This is a genomic window from Paenibacillus sp. FSL M7-0134 (assembly GCF_038007865.1).
GTDB lineage: Bacteria > Bacillota > Bacilli > Paenibacillales > Paenibacillaceae > Paenibacillus > Paenibacillus polymyxa_B.
Genome location: NZ_JBBOXV010000002.1, coordinates 1537086 through 1553024 on the forward strand (window position 1 = coordinate 1537086; position 15939 = coordinate 1553024).

The following is a 15939-nucleotide window of genomic DNA, read 5'->3' on the forward strand; positions in this document are numbered from 1 at the left end:
CGTCCTGTTCAGATTTAGAAGGTTAGAGGTGGGAACAGTATGGGCATCCTATGGAGAAGGTAAGGGTCATTTAGATGAAAGACAGGTGATAAGACGTGAAAAGATTTCTTTTCATCAGAGCGATGGTTATGCTGGTTGTGGTTGGGGCTTCATGGGGAGTTATTGCAAACACAACTTATGCAGCAAGCCTGTCCAAAAAAAATGTACCATTAAAAGAGGAATATGGTAGAGAAAGAGTTGAAGCTGAGAAAGAGGTAGAGGCTGAAGCACATGCGGTAGAGGTAATGAAAAAGATAAAGCCTGGTCAACGGCTTCCTTCTTTGATTTTAAAGGGGTTAAATGGCAAGTCCTACGATGTAGGGGCCACGCGCAATAAAGCTTTGGTTATTAGCTTTTGGGCTTCGTGGTGCGACCCGTGCCGATTAGAAGCGCCTATGTTGAATGAGTTGTATAGTAAGTACAAAGATGATGTGGATGTTTATGGTATCAATGTAACTCGCTATGATCGATTGGAGGATGTACAGAAGTTTTCCCGCTCTTTGGATCTCCAATTTCCCATTTTACTTGATGAGCAAGGAGCATTGTTTGAACGATTTGGAGGGGTGGCTTTTCCGACCCATGTACTGGTTGATCATCATGGACAGGTCCGCGAAATCATAATCGGCATGCTCAGTGAGCAGGAGTTGGAACGCAAAATAAAAACTCTTCAAAAAAAGAAGGTGTCTTTGGGAGCCGAGTAGACCGCCAAAGGCACCTTATAGCTCATGCGAGCACCTGATTAGTGATTAACTAATCCATGATGAGTAAGCTCTGCCTGATCGTTTTTTGGAGTTGGTGCTTCCAACAATGCGTAACGGAAACTGTCCAAGAGAGCTTCCCAGCTGGCTTCAATTACATTTTCGGATACACCTACATTACTCCAGACGTCCTCGTAATTTTTAGACTCAATGAGCACACGTACCTTGGCGGCGGTGGCATCCTTTTCGTCAAGCACACGTACCTTGTAGTCAGCCAAATGCATGTCCCGCAAGGCAGGGAAATATTGAGAAAGAGCCTTGCGGAGTGCGTTATCGAGCGCGTTGACAGGACCGTTGCCTTCAGCTGCGGTATAGACACTCGTCCCTGCGACATTCAGCTTCAAGAATGCCTCGGATACGACCGGGCGGCCGGCTGTTTTCTCTACCAGCACTTTAAAGGACTCAAAAGAGAACATTTCCTTCACTTCACCGCCTGCTTCACGAATGAGCAGTTCCAGCGAAGCATCCGCGCCTTCAAACTGGTATCCCTGATGCTCCAGTTCCTTGATGCGGCTAATTACGCCACGTGCCTCATCACTGGATGGGTCAAGGGTGATGCCCAGCTCTTGCGCTTTGGATACCACGTTGCTTTGCCCGGCCAGTTCGGAGACCAAAACCCGCTGCTTGTTCCCCACGAGTTCAGGAGCGATGTGCTCATAAGTTCGCGAGTCGCGTAGAATGGCTGACACGTGGATGCCCCCCTTATGGGCAAAAGCTGCATTGCCAACATAAGGCTGGTTCACAGGCATATTGACGTTGGCGACTTCGCTCACAAAGCGGGCTGTATTGTGGAGTTGATTTAACTTTTCAATATCTAGACAGTCGTAGCCCAGCTTGAGCTGCAAATTAGGAATGACGGAGCACAGGTTAGCGTTACCACACCGTTCACCGTAGCCGTTGATGGTACCCTGAACCTGCCTTGCGCCTGCTTGTACAGCACTTAGAGAGTTCGCTACTGCCAATTCGCAGTCATTGTGTGTATGAATACCCAACTGTGACCTCGTTATCTGGCTTTGCAGCATAGTGACAATTTCCTGAATCTCATGTGGTAGGGTACCGCCGTTTGTATCGCACATCACGAGCCAATCCGCGCCTGCTTCCTCAGCTTTTTTCATAACGGCCATTGCATACTCGGGATTGTTTTTATATCCGTCGAAAAAATGTTCGGCATCAAAAATAACCTCCATGCCCCCTTGCTTTAAAAAGGCGATGGAGTCGTAAATCATAGACAGATTTTCCTCCAGTGTCGTCTGTAAGGCGGTGTGTACATGAAAATCCCATGATTTACCCACAAGTGTAGCAGCCTGAGCGCCGGATTCCAGAATTCGTTGCAGATTGACATCCTGTGCTGCGATGCTATCTTTGCGGCGCGTGCTGCCAAAGGCGACAATCTTTGCCTGAAGGCCCAGCTCTTGTACCCGTTTGAAAAATTCGATATCCTTGCTGTTGCTTCCGGGAATCCCGCCTTCAATATAATGAACACCGAGATCATCGAGTTTTTTGGCGATTTTCAATTTGTCATCAGCAGACAAGCTAATTCCTTCTCCTTGAGTGCCGTCTCGCAGCGTTGTGTCAAAGATAGAAATAGCGGTGGACATGAGGGACTCCTCCTTTGCGGATTGCTCAGATTGGTGATGCTCTGCTTTTTTAAGCACATTAATTTAGTTGTTTAACGCTTAAAAACAGGAAAGCGTTAGTTTGTCGTGTTCGTATGTTAGTCGATTATATCAACTTATGACTTCAATTGTAATATATAATTATCATTTTTAGCCGCAAAACCATTATTTTTATGTAAAATAGAAATAGCATTTAAAAGTGTCTCAAGTATAAAATCAAAACACATATTCCCGCGATGATGGGTGAATTTACAGTTAAAAAGAAGGGTTGAGCATGAAAGATGTCAGTGCTTATTATCCGGCTGGTGGGCGAGTTATTCTGCATGTGGATATGAATGCATTTTATTGTTCCGTTCATGCAGCGGAGGAGCCGGAGAAATATAAGGGACTGCCTACCGCGGTGGCAGGCAGTAGTGAGCTGCGCAAAGGTGTAATTGTAACCTGCTCTTATGAAGCCCGACGATTGGGTATTTCAACAGGGATGGTCGTTCAGCAGGCTCGCCGGATCTGTCCACAGCTCATTGTAATACAGCCTGATTTTCACTTGTATCGTCGTTATTCCAAAGCATTTATGAGCATTGCATATTCGTATACGCCTATGCTTGAAGCGACTTCAATTGATGAGTGCTATCTGGATATTTCTGGCTCCAAACAGTTTGGAACACCTATGGAAATTGCTGAGGAAATCCAGCGCAGAGTAGAAGACGAGCTGGGCCTGCCCTGTTCAATTGGAGTTGCTCCTAACAAGTTGCTGGCCAAAATGGCTTCTGATCTGAAAAAACCACGCGGGATATCTATTCTACGTTTGCGTGATGTACCCAATATTTTGTGGAACCTTCCTTGTGGTCAATTGTTTGGTGTGGGCCGCAAAACGGCAGATAAGCTTCTACAAATGAATATTCGTACCATTGGGCAACTAGCTAAGGCCGATGAGCATATGCTGGTTGGCGTATTTGGTGTGACGGGTTCGTGGTTAAAATTGGCCGCTAACGGAATTAACCATTCACCAGTCAGCACTGAACGGGAGCCAAACAAGTCCATTGGTCACACGACTACCCTGCCTATGGATGTGGTAAAGCTGGAAGAAGCCCAACGGGTACTTCTTAACATTAGTGATCAGGTGGCCCGGCGGCTTCGACGACACGGTATGCTGGCAGGAGGTATACAATTGACGATTCGGACGCCGGATATGAAGACCTTTACGCGTTCTCAAGTCAGGAGCACTCCTACGGAAAGTGCAGAGGACATATATAAGGAAGCTTGTGCGTTGTATCGTCGCCATTGGGGAGAAGATAAGCCTGTACGCTTACTGGGGATTACGTTACAGCAGCTCATTCCAAAGGAGGAAGCGGCCGTTCAAATGGATCTATTTGAATACCAGGATCAGCCTAAGAAAGAAAGCTTATTGAAGACGATGGATGCACTGCGCGATAAGTTTGGTGAAAATGCAATTTTGACCGCTGGGATGCTGGGAGATGATCCTTCGGTACTTCTTCGCAACTCCAAGCTGCGCGGAACTTCGCTGCAAAAAGACAATCTACCAACTCCGGAGTGAACTTTTGGATAGATTATTGCAAGCATCAGAAGCTTACGTTATAAGCATTTTTTACACGAAGGATAAAGGAAAATAATTTGTAATAATATTGGGTTTGTATTAATATGTGAATAGAATGTAAAAGCTGGTTTGTTTGATTGTATAGGAGGAAGAGAAAAGTTATGGCTAAATACACTTGGGTAGAAAAAGATACATGCATTGCTTGCGGAGCCTGTGGCGCTACAGCACCTGACATTTATGATTATGATGATGAAGGTTTGGCTGAAGTGATCTTTGAAGGGGATGCAAACCAAGGCATCAAGGCAATCTCGGATGATTTGTTTGATGATATGCAGGATGCTTGTGACGGTTGCCCTACAGATTCCATTAAAGTAGCAGACGAGCCGTTCAATAAAGAAGGTTAAGCGTAGGCTTCTTTGATAGGCACAGCACCGACAGCTCCCTTCGCCGTATAACGGTGAAAGTAAGCTGTCGGTGCTGTTTTTTTAGATTATAGAATAGTTCAGCGGAGCTGAGCCATTCTATAATCTAAAAAAACTTCTGCCAAACGCGGTCTGGCTTCCGTGAAAGTCCATCGATAGACGTTTTTTTTATGTGCTGTCCATCGAGTCTATTTTTACCGATATACATAATAGGAAGTATGCAAGATTACACGATCAGGAGGATCCGATGAACCATTCGCCTCATCTTAAATCGTATGTAAAAAAACACCCTGATAATAAAATGGCCTGGTATTTACTCGGCAAAGAGTATGAGAGCAGCGGTCAGGAGGGCAAAGCAAATTATTGCTTCAATCGCGCAGGAGAAGTGTTCGAAGCCTTCGAGCATAAACAGATTCCGGCAGACGTATGGATGGAATATCAGGATAAACTGGTTCAGATGTCCAAGGAGAAGGAGCGAAGGACGGCTCGAACACGCCACCTGTTAACTGCGTTAATGGTACTACTGCTCATATGGGTTCCTTCAGCCAATTCACCGAGACCCTCAAATGAAAATACATCTGTTCCATCCGGAACTGAGCAGGCAGCAATTGATAATATTGAAGTTACGAAAGTGGCCGCTGCTGATCCGAAGGAGATGGCCCAGATCGGTGTGGTTGGTGGTGTGTTTACGGCTCAAGCTCGAAAAGGGAGTGGAGCTGGAACGGGGCTTACTGATATGTTGGCTAAGACTAGCCGATTGCCGTCCAAGACTACGGTGTTGGGCATGGAGCAAGGGGGCTCGTGGCTGCTCTGGAGAGAGGGCATGAAGCCATTACTTAGTGTACAGAACAAAGGAAACGGCGGATTAGCTGTTCAGTCTTACGACGCCGCTGCGTGTGCTTGCAAGCCGTCAGACAGTGAAAATCTTCGCAAAGCAGGTCTAAAATGGGCTGCTGGACAGGAGGAATTAGCTGTGTTGAATAGCTCCATGCGTGCTTTTCGCTCACAGCATCAACGTCTTCCCCAGAGTCTTGATGAACTGACTCGAGACTTTCCCGCTAACACGATGTACGGTACGACAGACGGGATGAAGAAGGCTTTTACACCTATGCGTAATTTACTTGCTTCACCTGGACAGGGAACAGGGAAGGCAGTAGATTTAGACGCTGACTCGTCGGCCGAAAGCAGTCCATTACTGGCATCGTCATTGCACGGACGACCTTTTCTGGGGCAACCGCTGCGAATTGTGGTGGACAAATCTAAGCACAGGCTCGCCCTGGTAAGTGGCAATGTACTTATTCGAAATTATCCTATCGGTTTGGGTGGAGAAAGAACACCAGAAGGGAAATTTGTGATTACCGATAAAGTAGTAAATCCGAACGGTAAATCCAACGGTGAGTTTGGTAGTCGTGGAATGCAACTGTCTGCAACGAATTATGCCATTCATGGCACGAACGAGCCGGACAGCATTGGCAAAAATGAGTCGTTGGGTTGCGTCCGAATGGGTAAAGAGGATGTGGAGGAATTGTTTGCACTCGTACCTTCGGGTACGGAGGTGGTCATTGGTAACGGGGGATTGCCTGATCAAGTGCTTGTGCCTGGTTCTCGATTTACAAGTGAGCCGCAGCATGACCAGACGAATCCCCGCAAAACCTATCACTGGCTAAATTAACGTTTTGATGCTATTGCTACTTGGTGTTTAACGATTTCCTGCTTGTGCTAAAACAATGACCAGAATAATCACAATGATGAGGAGAACAAAGCTGACGGCGGTCCATACAATCGCTTTCTTGTTCACCTCATCCTTTTTCTTTTGCAGACTGGGCGGCTTGCGCTTGGTCTTCATATCAGCAATCCCTCTTTTCTAACGGGCTAAGGTCTTGTCTTACTATGTCCATTGTAAATGGTTTGATTATACATTTTCAATGACATCTCCATGACAACTGAATTGTTCTGATACTACACCTCGCAAATTACTTTCTTTTTGGTATGGAAAAAGCTAAACTATTTTGTAGAGATGTTTTTTTAGGATTGTGCAAGGGCATAGAACGGAGTGGATGAATCGTGTTGTATCGAAGGATTGCGAAACCTGTTTTTTTTAAAATGAGTCCAGAGACGGCCCATCATGTAGTCATTGACGGCTTAAAACATGCGGGTTCACTCCCTGGTGGAGCAGCGACACTGCGAGGGATGTACGGAGTCAAGGAAACGGAGGATCTTGCCGTTGATCTGTTTGGCATTCATTTTCCCAACCCGATTGGACTGGCTGCAGGACTGGATAAAAATGCAGAAGCGGTTACTGGTTTTTCTTCTATCGGGTTTGGATTTATGGAAGTGGGAACGGTGACACCTGTGGGACAGCCCGGCAATGATCGACCTCGTTTGTTCCGACTGCCTCCCGATGAGGCGTTAGTCAATCGGATGGGCTTTAACAATCTGGGTGCTGAGAGCATGGCCAAACGTCTGGCTGCACTCAAACATCGACCTGTTCCGGTCGCAGTTAATATCGGTAAAAATAAAATCACGCCCAATGAGGATGCTCATAAGGACTATGAAAAGTGTATTTCCGCACTGTATCCGTATGCGGACTTCTTTGTAGTGAATATTAGCTCGCCGAATACGCCGGATTTACGAAAGCTCCAGCATGGTCATGAACTGAAGTCGCTATTGGAAGCGGTTCGGGCAGAGATGGGAGTCCAGGCGAAAAAGTACGGCAATGCCAAGTCTGTACTAGTTAAAATTGCGCCGGATGTATCGGATGAGGAATTGGAATATATGACAGATGCGATTGCTGCCAGTGGAGTAGACGGCATTATTGCGACCAATACAACGATATCCAGAGCTGGTCTGACGCACCGAAATGCGAGTGAAACAGGAGGGCTGAGTGGTAAGCCGCTGCGTGACCGTTCCACAGAGGTCATCGGACGGGTGTACCGCCAGACGGAAGGTAAGCTGCCTATTATCGGATCAGGCGGCATCTTCACGAGTCGTGATGCCTATGACAAAATTAAAGCAGGCGCAAGCCTGATTGAAATTTATACAGCATTGATCTACGAAGGGCCGGAAGTAAATAGGGCTATACATGCTGGCCTGCGTGAGCTGCTTCGAAAGGACGGCTTTAGACACATTAACGAGGCTGTTGGTGCAGATCACAGATAAAAAAGTGTTGTCGGAAGAGACAGGAGGTACGGGGATGGACGGAAGAGACTGGGGAACATTTTTACTGCCATACGATCAGGCGGTGGAAGAGCTTAAGGTCAAGTTCAAAACAATGCGTGCGGAGCTGAAAAAGCGCGAGGAATACGCTCCTATCGAATTCGTAACCGGACGGGTTAAAAAAATATCAAGCATCCTCGATAAGGCGAAGAGATTACAAGTTCCTTCTGATCAGCTGGAGACGGGAATCGAGGATATTGCAGGCATTCGCATTATGTGTCAATTTGTAGAGGATATTCGGCGGGTGGCCGAATACATCAGAAGACGTAAGGATTTGACCGTACTGTATGAAAAGGACTATATCACCAATTATAAAGACAGCGGCTATCGCAGCTTTCATATGATTGTGGAGTATCCGGTTCAGACAGCAGTGGGGTTGAAAATCGTGCTGGCAGAGATTCAAATCCGTACGTTGGCTATGAATTTTTGGGCAACTATTGAGCATTCTCTTAGCTATAAGTATCGTGAAAGCTTGCCTGATAATATGCGCACACGGTTGAAAAAGGCAGCTGAGGCAGCCTTTGTATTGGATAATGAGATGTCTTCCATGCGTCTTGAAATATTGGAAGCGCAGAAAAAGTTCGAGGATGAAGCCAATATCGTATCCAAAGTGCTAACAGGTATGCATCGGCTGTATTTCTACCATAAGATCAGTGAAACGATTGATGCGCAGCGCAGATTTAATGAACTGTGGGAACGGCACGACATGGAAGGAATCAAGCTGCTTCACGATGAAGTTAAAGAGATGCTAGAAGCCTCTACCAAGGAAGAAGACAGGGATGAATATTAAATGGAAAACCTTTCCTACGAACCGCTGTACGTGACTTATTTGGTATACTTCAATCGGGATCGGGATTACTTTGAATGTCATGAGGTACTGGAAGAGCTGTGGCTTAAGCTGGACCGTGACCCTGTATATAAAGGTTTGCTGCAAGTTGCTGTAGGACTGTATCATTTTCGGAATGGTAACTATCGTGGTGGACATATGATGCTGGATAGTGCGGTCCACCGGCTGGAATATGCTCCTTCGCAGGCGCTGGGCATTAATATGGCGAAACTGGTGGACGAGGCGCGCGTTTGCGCCCGTCAGCTTGCTGAAGCTGTTATGACCTGCACGGAGGAGCTTCAGCACCAACCGCCGGTTTATCGGGATTTGACGATTGAAATCGTCGAGCCCGGGTTGCGCCGTGCCGTGGAGAAGGCATCGTCGTCCATTCCAGTCAACATCCCGCAGCAGAGAGGTCCTCGGCGTGGGGAAAAGCATGAGCAGCGTCAGCAGGCGCTGGAAGCTTCAATTAGGCGAAGACAGGCCGCTGGCGGATCGGGCTTTGTCTCGGTGGAAACGAAGGATGCGCCTTGAGTTTGAAGCACATGCACATGGTAAGCAAGCAGCCCGATCCGTTTCATGGGGATCGGGCTGCTTTATCGTTTCAGGTGTGTGAACGTTTGACTAGGAGGTTACGTTCTTTTTATATTTCTCAAAGAAGGCTTTGAAATCGTCGAGTGTGTACCCATTGTCCGAAGGACTTTCCTTCAACCCGCCTACCATACGTTCCTTTTCCACGCCTTTTTCGTAATAAATGAGCGTAGGGGTATACTCAATCTTATACTTGTCCCAGCCATCCTCATACTCACGCAGGTTAAATTCGTGCATCGTGATGTTCTCCTGCTTGCTCAAAGGCAAGAGCTTGGGAGTAGTGGCGCGGCAATGCACACAGTCGGACGCGAAATGATAGACGAAAAAGTTTTCCTTTTTATCAATTTTGCTCTGTAGATCTTCCGGCTTAATAATTTGCTGATAGTTCGGGTCATTCAGCAACTCTTGAGTAGCAGGATTTAACGAGGCTGTGGAAACGCCATACAGCTTGTTCTTAGTGCCTGAATTTAAAGCGAGTAGCACTCCAAGCAAAATGACCAGCACAACAAAAAAGCCGATGACAGGTATAAGCTTTTTTTTGTTGGATTTTTGTGCGTTCAATGCAATCTCTCCTATCAAAATTCAAAATATGTAGCTATGAATCTCATTATTATACAACATTACAGCTTGTAGTGAAAGTTTGTAAATCACACCGATATTGCAGGATAACAGGTTGAATATGGTACAATAAAATTTATTTTAAAAGGACAGGATGATTACGATTATGGGTGTACAGCTCCCCACAGCATTTGTAAAGCGCATGGAGCAATTGCTCGGCGACGAATTTGAAGCATTTATGACCGCCTATGACCACACGCCCCATGCCGGGATTCGCGTCAATACGTTAAAAATTCCGATGGAGGACTTTAAGGAACGTTCTCCGTTCGAACTGCGGCCGATTCCGTGGTGTGCCACGGGTTTCTACATTCCGCACGGTACAAAGCCGGGGTTACATCCTTACTACCATGCGGGGCTGTACTATGTACAGGAACCGAGTGCAATGTCTCCAGTTGAGCTACTCAATGTAGCTCAGGACGAAGCTGTATTGGACTTGTGCGCTGCACCGGGCGGGAAATCGACCCAAATAGCTGCCAAACTACAAGGAAGCGGCGTATTGGTGACAAATGATATTAGCGCGGACCGAACCAAAGCGTTGGCTAAAAATGTGGAATTGTACGGTGTGCGTAATGCCGTGGTACTGAATGAAAGCCCGGATCGAATCGCCGCTGCCTTTCCACATTTTTTTGACAAGATACTAATTGACGCACCTTGCTCGGGAGAAGGTATGTTCCGCAAGGATGAGGATATGGCAAAACAATGGGAGACGCATTCGGTGGATAAATGTGTAGTCATGCAACGGGACATTTTGCGTGTAGCGGCCTCAATGCTGAGCGCAGGAGGGAGAATTGTCTATTCGACCTGCACCTTTGCGCCAGAAGAAAACGAAGGAATGATCGCAGAATTTCTGGGAGCTCATCCCGATTTTGACGTAGTCCCTGTTCCATCGGAAGCAGGCTTTGCACCAGGTCATCCGGAATGGATGAGTGAAGAGGTCGCGGCAGCACACCCTGAACTGCGGGGAACAGCACGCCTTTGGCCGCATCTCGTAGAGGGAGAAGGCCATTTTATCGCTGTGTTGCAACATCGGGGTGGCAATGCTGCTGCGATGGAAGATCACACTGAATCCGGGGATTTGACTCAACGTGAGGACAAGAATGACAGGGCATTGAACATAGATGCAGTGTATCCACGGAAGAAGCAGTTTTTGTCCGTCAAGGAAGCGCTGACGCCAAGCGGTCAAGGAAGACATGCGACTGGTGAGCCTAAACGAAGTGGTAAAGGAATGGACGGGAAGTCCGGTAAAGGAAAGTCCGCGCGCGGCTTGGGTGGCAATAAGTCCCGTTCTGGCAAGGAAAATGTAAAATCCGCTGCACGCTCCCCACAGGATGTGCTGGAGTCCTATCACCAATTTGTGAAGGAGCAGCTGGAGGTGTGCTTAACAGGCTATACGGTGGTTTACGGAGATCGCATTTATCAGTCGCCACTGGCATCACATCGTTTGGACGGCCTGAAGGTGGTGCGACCAGGCTGGTTTATGGGTACCGACAAGAATGGTCGCTTTGTGCCTTCACATCCGCTGGCGGTGGCATTACGCCCTTCAGAGGCGGTTAGAAGCATCAATCTCTCCAGTTCAGATGCTGAGGCCATCCGGTATTTAAAAGGTGAGACCTTGTCCATCCCCGTTGAGAGAATGGCACTGCGGAACGAAGTCCAGCCCAAAGGCTATACTCTCGTGTGCATTGATGGTTATTCGGCTGGGTGGGGCAAATGGCAGGACGGCATGCTCAAAAATGAATACCCTACAGGCTGGAGGTGGACATCGGTATGAGTGGAAAAGGGAGACAAACGCAACGTTTGGATAAAGTTTTAACCCATATGGGATATGGCTCCCGTAGTGATATCAAGAGACAGGTGAAGCAAGGGATGATCACGGTAAACGGGAGAACCACCAAGGATAGCGGCTTACAGGTTCATCCCTACCAGGATCAGATTGAAGTGAACGGGGAACTTGTTGTTTTTCGGGAGTATATTTACATCATGCTGCACAAGCCACCGGGCGTCATATCTGCAACTGAAGATACAAGGGAGCGGACGGTGCTGGATTTGCTGAGTGCGGAAGAACGACATTTTGAGCCCTTTCCAGTAGGACGCTTAGATAAAGATACAGAAGGACTATTGTTGTTGACCAACGACGGTAAGCTAGCGCACGAACTACTTTCTCCACGGCGGCATGTCCCTAAAACGTATGAGGCTACCGTGTCGGGTCATGTCACGGAGGAGGATATTCATCAATTTACAGCAGGAGTGGAACTGGATGATGGGTATGTTACCCTTCCCGCGCAGTTGACCATTCTTCGTCACGAACATCCGTACCAGGCAGATGGAGAAGTTATTTCCTATATTTCGCTTGTAATCCATGAGGGTAAGTTTCATCAAGTGAAGCGTATGTTCGAGGCGGTTGGTAAAAAGGTGACCTATTTGAAAAGAACGGCCATGGGGCCATTGAAGCTGGATGAACAGCTTCCACTGGGCAGCTATCGAGAGCTGACTAGCGAAGAATTGGCATGGATCGGCCGGGATATAGCATCTGCAACGTCAGAAGTTTGATAGGCAGATTAAATATAAATGACGCACAGGCTCTTATGAGATTCCTGTGCGTCATTTTATGATATAGACAACCTGACAGAGAATTATTCAAACTCAACGTTCAACACTGAATCGCAGTTTACGAATTATTGTGCGCGTGCTGCCCGGCTTTTTTTCACTTCGGCTGCTTTATAAGCTGTAACCTTGTTTTTACCTGTCGTTTTGGATATGTACATTGCTTGATCGGCCTGCTTGACCAGTTCATCCGGGTTCATTTCTTTCTTCACTGTACTGTATCCGACACTGATCGTGACAATGCTTTCTTCCGCGACCCGCTCGCGGATACGTTCTGCGACATGTCCAACCTTGGCACGTCGATCCACAACCATTGCGACCAGTTCCTCGCCACCGTATCGTCCGGTCAGTCCGATTTCATCCAGTTCATCCTCCATAATCTGTGCGACCTGTTTGAGTACTTCATCCGCACGAGCATGGCCCTGCGTATCATTCAGCTTTTTGAAATTGTCAATATCGCAAAAAATGACCGACACGCGGATTCCTTGATCCATATATCGCCGTAGTCGTCCCGAAAAATATTTACGGTTATATAGCCCTGTCAGGCCATCGGTGATGGAAGAACGGTAAATCCTTTGGAGCAGCTCCACAATCCGTTCAAATAGGATAATGAATAACGTAGTGTAGTACAGCAATGGTAAAAATGACATATATAGGACTGCGTTTGACCTGCCTGCTTCTTCAGGGATGTCATTTCGCAGCCACAAATAGCCGAGCCAGAGCAAATACATGAATAAGCCCGCTACATACTTCTTTGGCTGTCCGATTCGTGGGGTTATGAACACAAGGCTCAGTATAAGTACCAGTACTCGATAAAACAGAGTGAATCCAACTAGTTTCGCTGTGCTGATCCAAGCGGGTAACAAACCTGCAGTCCAGGCAATAACCGGCAAAATCAATAACGCACCCAGCAGCATCAAGGTCCATGTCTGCACACGTTTCAGCTTCCGGTAGAGTTGAAATACGGCGGCATTGATGAGCACGAAGGCAGACGCCTCCAGCGCATTTTTCCACACGATTCCTTGAAGTTGCATCTTGCCTCCGCCTGCTGAATAGAGATTCATGGCTTCATATGTCATAATAATAATAGCGGCAACCGAAAAAAGGATATAGGCTCTTTTTCGTTGTCTGCTATATATGATCACGCACATCAGTGCCATCATGAGTATAATATACAAACCGCAGGCTGCACTTACGGCCCCGGCCAGAGATGGGAAACCCAAGGTTCCCGATAAGGACAACAACGTCAACATCACCGACTCCATTTGCAAAAGTAGTCAATCTATTGAACGGATGATACCGTTCCGATACAATAGACAGGATTTATCCCATTTAAAATGTTATAATTTTCTTTTGTGACTAACATTTATTCTCAATATATCATCTTTCAGAAAATCCGGAAACCTATACATACAATCTGTGATCCGGGCAGTTTAATGCTTGAAAGGGGAAGCACGTCATGAAATTGCTACAGGCTCTCTTTTTCCCACCCGAGCAACCGGGAGGCGTTTCATCCATGATTCCATATCTGCAAGAGCGATTTACATCCCCCCGTTGGGAAATGGAGCTATTTTCAATCCCTAAACGGATTCGCAACAAGGGTAGGGACGAAGTAACTTTTGATACCTTTGACTGGACGAGATATGAACAATATCCAATCGTCCAAAAATATATTCAGACGTACCGTGACTATTTGTGGTGGACACGGCTTCGTATTCAGAAGCCCTATGACCTCATTCATGCCCATCATCCTATTGCCGGAATCGCCATGAAAACTGTTTTTCCTGACATTCCGCTCGTACAGACGATTCACTCTTCCTATGAGAAGGAGTTAATTCTAAACGGGAAAATAGAGGAGAACGGGCCTGAACACCAATTCTTGGTGTCACTGTATGGGGAAATGGAGCAGAAGGCGGATCGCTTGATAGCGGTATCTCATTCTTTTCAGCATTACTTAACTCCTTACGTTCAGAATCCGCAAGACATTGCAGTCATTCCGAACGGATATGATGAGAAGCGCTTCAAGCCCATTCCACACGAAAATGAAGTGACACAGCTCATAACCGTTTGCCGCCTTGTTCCGGCGAAAGGACTGGATATTTTATTGCGGGCCTGTGCTGAACTTAAAAAAAGAAATCTGGAATTTGTGCTTCATATTATTGGAGACGGTCCGGTTCGCCCTGAGCTGGAAGAGATGGCACGACAGCTCGATATATACCATGAGACGATTTTTTATGGATATACCCTTCATCCAGAAGAGTTTATGCCTTTCTTTGATGTATTTGTTTTGCCTTCTCGGGCGGAGGCCTTTGGTTCGGTATTTGCGGAAGCAGCGTTGAGTTGTCTGGCATTGGTAGGTACAGAAGTGGGAGGAATACCGGAGCAGATTGAGGATGGGGTAAATGGCCTGCTCGTGCCACCCGACAATCCGAGGGCACTGGCAGACGCTTTAGAGAAGGTCATTGCTGACCCTGCCTATCGTTATGAGCTGGCTAGATCTGCCTGTGATAAGGCTAAATCAAGCTATTCTTTAAGTCGAGCGGTTAACGAGTTGAAGAAAATGTATTTGAAATTTCCACATTAACCATGACGAGTATCACCTGGTTTGGAATCGGAATGCCGAAAGCTGGAGCGAGGACGTGAGGAACGGAAAGGTCTCCCGCGTCCTGCTATGATCAGTTTACTAACCCACATCAGACTGAGCATTCCGAAAATAGGATAAAGGACAGATAACAGTGAACTGAAGCCGAACTGACTGATTAAAAAACAGGTGAGCATAATGAATAGTGTGATGAGCTTGGGCGAAATTTGGACATGCTGACGAATTTGCAGACTGACTCCATAAATGTCGGCTACAAAGGTACTGAAGATTTCCATGAAAATGAGTAGAATGTATATGATTTCGACAAAGGCACCCAGACGGTAAGCAATGCTTCCCATAGGGATTTCAAATTGCTGAATACCCGGCATATGTGCTGACATGGCAAAGTGCGCAGCCATCAGCATAAATCCGACACCAATTCCTCCCAAAACTCCGCCCCAGCGGATGGTTCTTCGGGAAAAGGTTTGGCTGCCAAGGGGTACAAGCACGGCTTGGGCCATAGTCAGGTTGAAGGACGTGTACAGCAGTGGAGAGAGCAAGGTTCGAAATGTACTGTGATCTGTCGTATTCGTAATAAAACTCTGAGGATTAGGCATGGAGAGCGTGCTGTGAACGAGCAGAAGAGACATGATGATCATCAAAGGGACAACCACGGTGTTCATATGCAAGATGGCTTTAATGCCTTTACTTAGCAGCAAATAAGTTCCAATCAGTGTAATAAGCAGTCCGGTTTGGTAATGCAGGTGAAGGTGCTCTACAAAAACAGAGCCGGCTCCTGCCAGCATGACGCTGTTTACGCCAATCAGCACGATGAGTGTGAACCAGCTAATCCATTTCCCGGCATTGGCGCCAAAAAGATGTTTGTTCAGGTCCTCGTAGGATTTGGCTGAAATATCATGAGCGATCAGCATCATTTTCGTACCCAACCATACAAATATGATTGTGGATAGCATAATAGTGAGTGTAGCCCAACGACCATACTGCGTAAAAAATTGCAGAATTTCTTGTCCGGTAGCAAATCCGGCACCGACGATTGTACCAATGTATGTAAAAGCAATCTGAAAAACATGAATATTACGTTTCATCCCCAGT

15 protein-coding genes are annotated in these 15939 nt (G+C 46.8%); 10 read left to right on the forward strand and 5 right to left on the reverse strand.

Features of this window, described 5'->3' with window-relative positions; all coding sequences use genetic code 11:
• Window positions 1–95 precede the first annotated feature (95 nt).
• A complete protein-coding gene (locus NSQ58_RS22685) occupies window positions 96–740 on the forward strand; it encodes a TlpA family protein disulfide reductase (protein WP_068940265.1) in 645 nt (214 codons plus the stop codon).
• Window positions 741–778: 38 nt separating this feature from the next.
• On the opposite strand, the gene cimA is transcribed toward NSQ58_RS22685, so the two are convergent.
• Window positions 779–2395: a citramalate synthase gene (gene cimA, locus NSQ58_RS22690; protein WP_013309728.1), complete on the reverse strand. Its 1617-nt coding sequence runs from the start codon at window positions 2393–2395 to the stop codon at window positions 779–781.
• Window positions 2396–2687: 292 nt separating this feature from the next.
• On the opposite strand from cimA, the gene NSQ58_RS22695 reads away from it, so the two are divergent.
• The 3 genes from NSQ58_RS22695 to NSQ58_RS22705 all read left to right on the forward strand — a co-directional run bounded on the left by NSQ58_RS22695 (window position 2688) and on the right by NSQ58_RS22705 (window position 6062).
• Window positions 2688–3968 carry a DNA polymerase IV gene (locus tag NSQ58_RS22695; protein WP_023988030.1) on the forward strand — a complete coding sequence of 427 codons (1281 nt, stop codon included), beginning with the start codon at window positions 2688–2690 and terminating at the stop codon, window positions 3966–3968.
• Window positions 3969–4129: 161 nt separating this feature from the next.
• On the forward strand, window positions 4130–4372 hold the full coding sequence (locus tag NSQ58_RS22700; protein WP_023988031.1) for a ferredoxin: 243 nt from the start codon (window positions 4130–4132) through the stop codon (window positions 4370–4372).
• 265 nt (window positions 4373–4637) lie between these two features.
• Entirely contained in the window at window positions 4638–6062 is a 1425-nt protein-coding gene (locus NSQ58_RS22705) for a L,D-transpeptidase (RefSeq protein WP_028542816.1), read from the forward strand.
• A gap of 27 nt (window positions 6063–6089) precedes the next feature.
• Here the strand turns inward: NSQ58_RS22705 and NSQ58_RS22710 are convergent, their stop codons facing one another.
• Window positions 6090–6236: a hypothetical protein gene (locus NSQ58_RS22710; RefSeq protein WP_023988033.1), complete on the reverse strand. Its 147-nt coding sequence runs from the start codon at window positions 6234–6236 to the stop codon at window positions 6090–6092.
• Window positions 6237–6454: 218 nt separating this feature from the next.
• On the opposite strand from NSQ58_RS22710, the gene NSQ58_RS22715 reads away from it, so the two are divergent.
• Genes NSQ58_RS22715 through NSQ58_RS22725 form a run of 3 tightly spaced genes read left to right on the forward strand, consistent with a single transcriptional unit; the run spans window position 6455 to window position 8966 of the window.
• On the forward strand, window positions 6455–7549 hold the full coding sequence (locus NSQ58_RS22715) for a quinone-dependent dihydroorotate dehydrogenase (RefSeq protein WP_025720086.1): 1095 nt from the start codon (window positions 6455–6457) through the stop codon (window positions 7547–7549).
• A gap of 34 nt (window positions 7550–7583) precedes the next feature.
• Complete coding sequence (locus NSQ58_RS22720; protein ID WP_023988035.1) at window positions 7584–8396, forward strand: GTP pyrophosphokinase; 813 nt, start codon at window positions 7584–7586, stop codon at window positions 8394–8396.
• On the forward strand, window positions 8397–8966 hold the full coding sequence (locus tag NSQ58_RS22725) for a DUF309 domain-containing protein (RefSeq protein ID WP_076294913.1): 570 nt from the start codon (window positions 8397–8399) through the stop codon (window positions 8964–8966).
• A gap of 90 nt (window positions 8967–9056) precedes the next feature.
• Here NSQ58_RS22725 and NSQ58_RS22730 read toward each other — a convergent pair whose 3' ends face one another.
• The gene (locus tag NSQ58_RS22730; protein ID WP_013309735.1) at window positions 9057–9584 is read right to left on the reverse strand and encodes a thioredoxin family protein; all 528 of its coding nucleotides are present in this window, start codon (window positions 9582–9584) and stop codon (window positions 9057–9059) included.
• Between the two features lie 163 nt (window positions 9585–9747).
• Between NSQ58_RS22730 and NSQ58_RS22735 the strand changes: the two genes are divergently transcribed.
• Together NSQ58_RS22735 and NSQ58_RS22740 are read left to right on the forward strand one after the other, a co-directional pair.
• Entirely contained in the window at window positions 9748–11412 is a 1665-nt protein-coding gene (locus tag NSQ58_RS22735) for an RsmB/NOP family class I SAM-dependent RNA methyltransferase (RefSeq protein WP_023988037.1), read from the forward strand.
• Window positions 11409–12191: a pseudouridine synthase gene (locus tag NSQ58_RS22740; protein ID WP_023988038.1), complete on the forward strand. Its 783-nt coding sequence runs from the start codon at window positions 11409–11411 to the stop codon at window positions 12189–12191. Before NSQ58_RS22735 ends, NSQ58_RS22740 begins: the two co-directional genes overlap by 4 nt.
• 125 nt (window positions 12192–12316) lie before the next feature.
• Here the strand turns inward: NSQ58_RS22740 and NSQ58_RS22745 are convergent, their stop codons facing one another.
• A complete protein-coding gene (locus NSQ58_RS22745) occupies window positions 12317–13498 on the reverse strand; it encodes a GGDEF domain-containing protein (RefSeq protein ID WP_053325169.1) in 1182 nt (393 codons plus the stop codon).
• A 206-nt stretch (window positions 13499–13704) separates the two neighbouring features.
• On the opposite strand from NSQ58_RS22745, the gene NSQ58_RS22750 reads away from it, so the two are divergent.
• A complete protein-coding gene (locus tag NSQ58_RS22750; protein WP_023988040.1) occupies window positions 13705–14829 on the forward strand; it encodes a glycosyltransferase family 4 protein in 1125 nt (374 codons plus the stop codon).
• Here the strand turns inward: NSQ58_RS22750 and NSQ58_RS22755 are convergent.
• Window positions 14826–15932, reverse strand: coding sequence for a YkvI family membrane protein (locus NSQ58_RS22755; protein ID WP_023988041.1), 1107 nt, complete (start codon window positions 15930–15932; stop codon window positions 14826–14828). The two genes, NSQ58_RS22750 and NSQ58_RS22755, sit on opposite strands and share 4 nt — an antisense overlap.
• Window positions 15933–15939 lie beyond the last annotated feature (7 nt).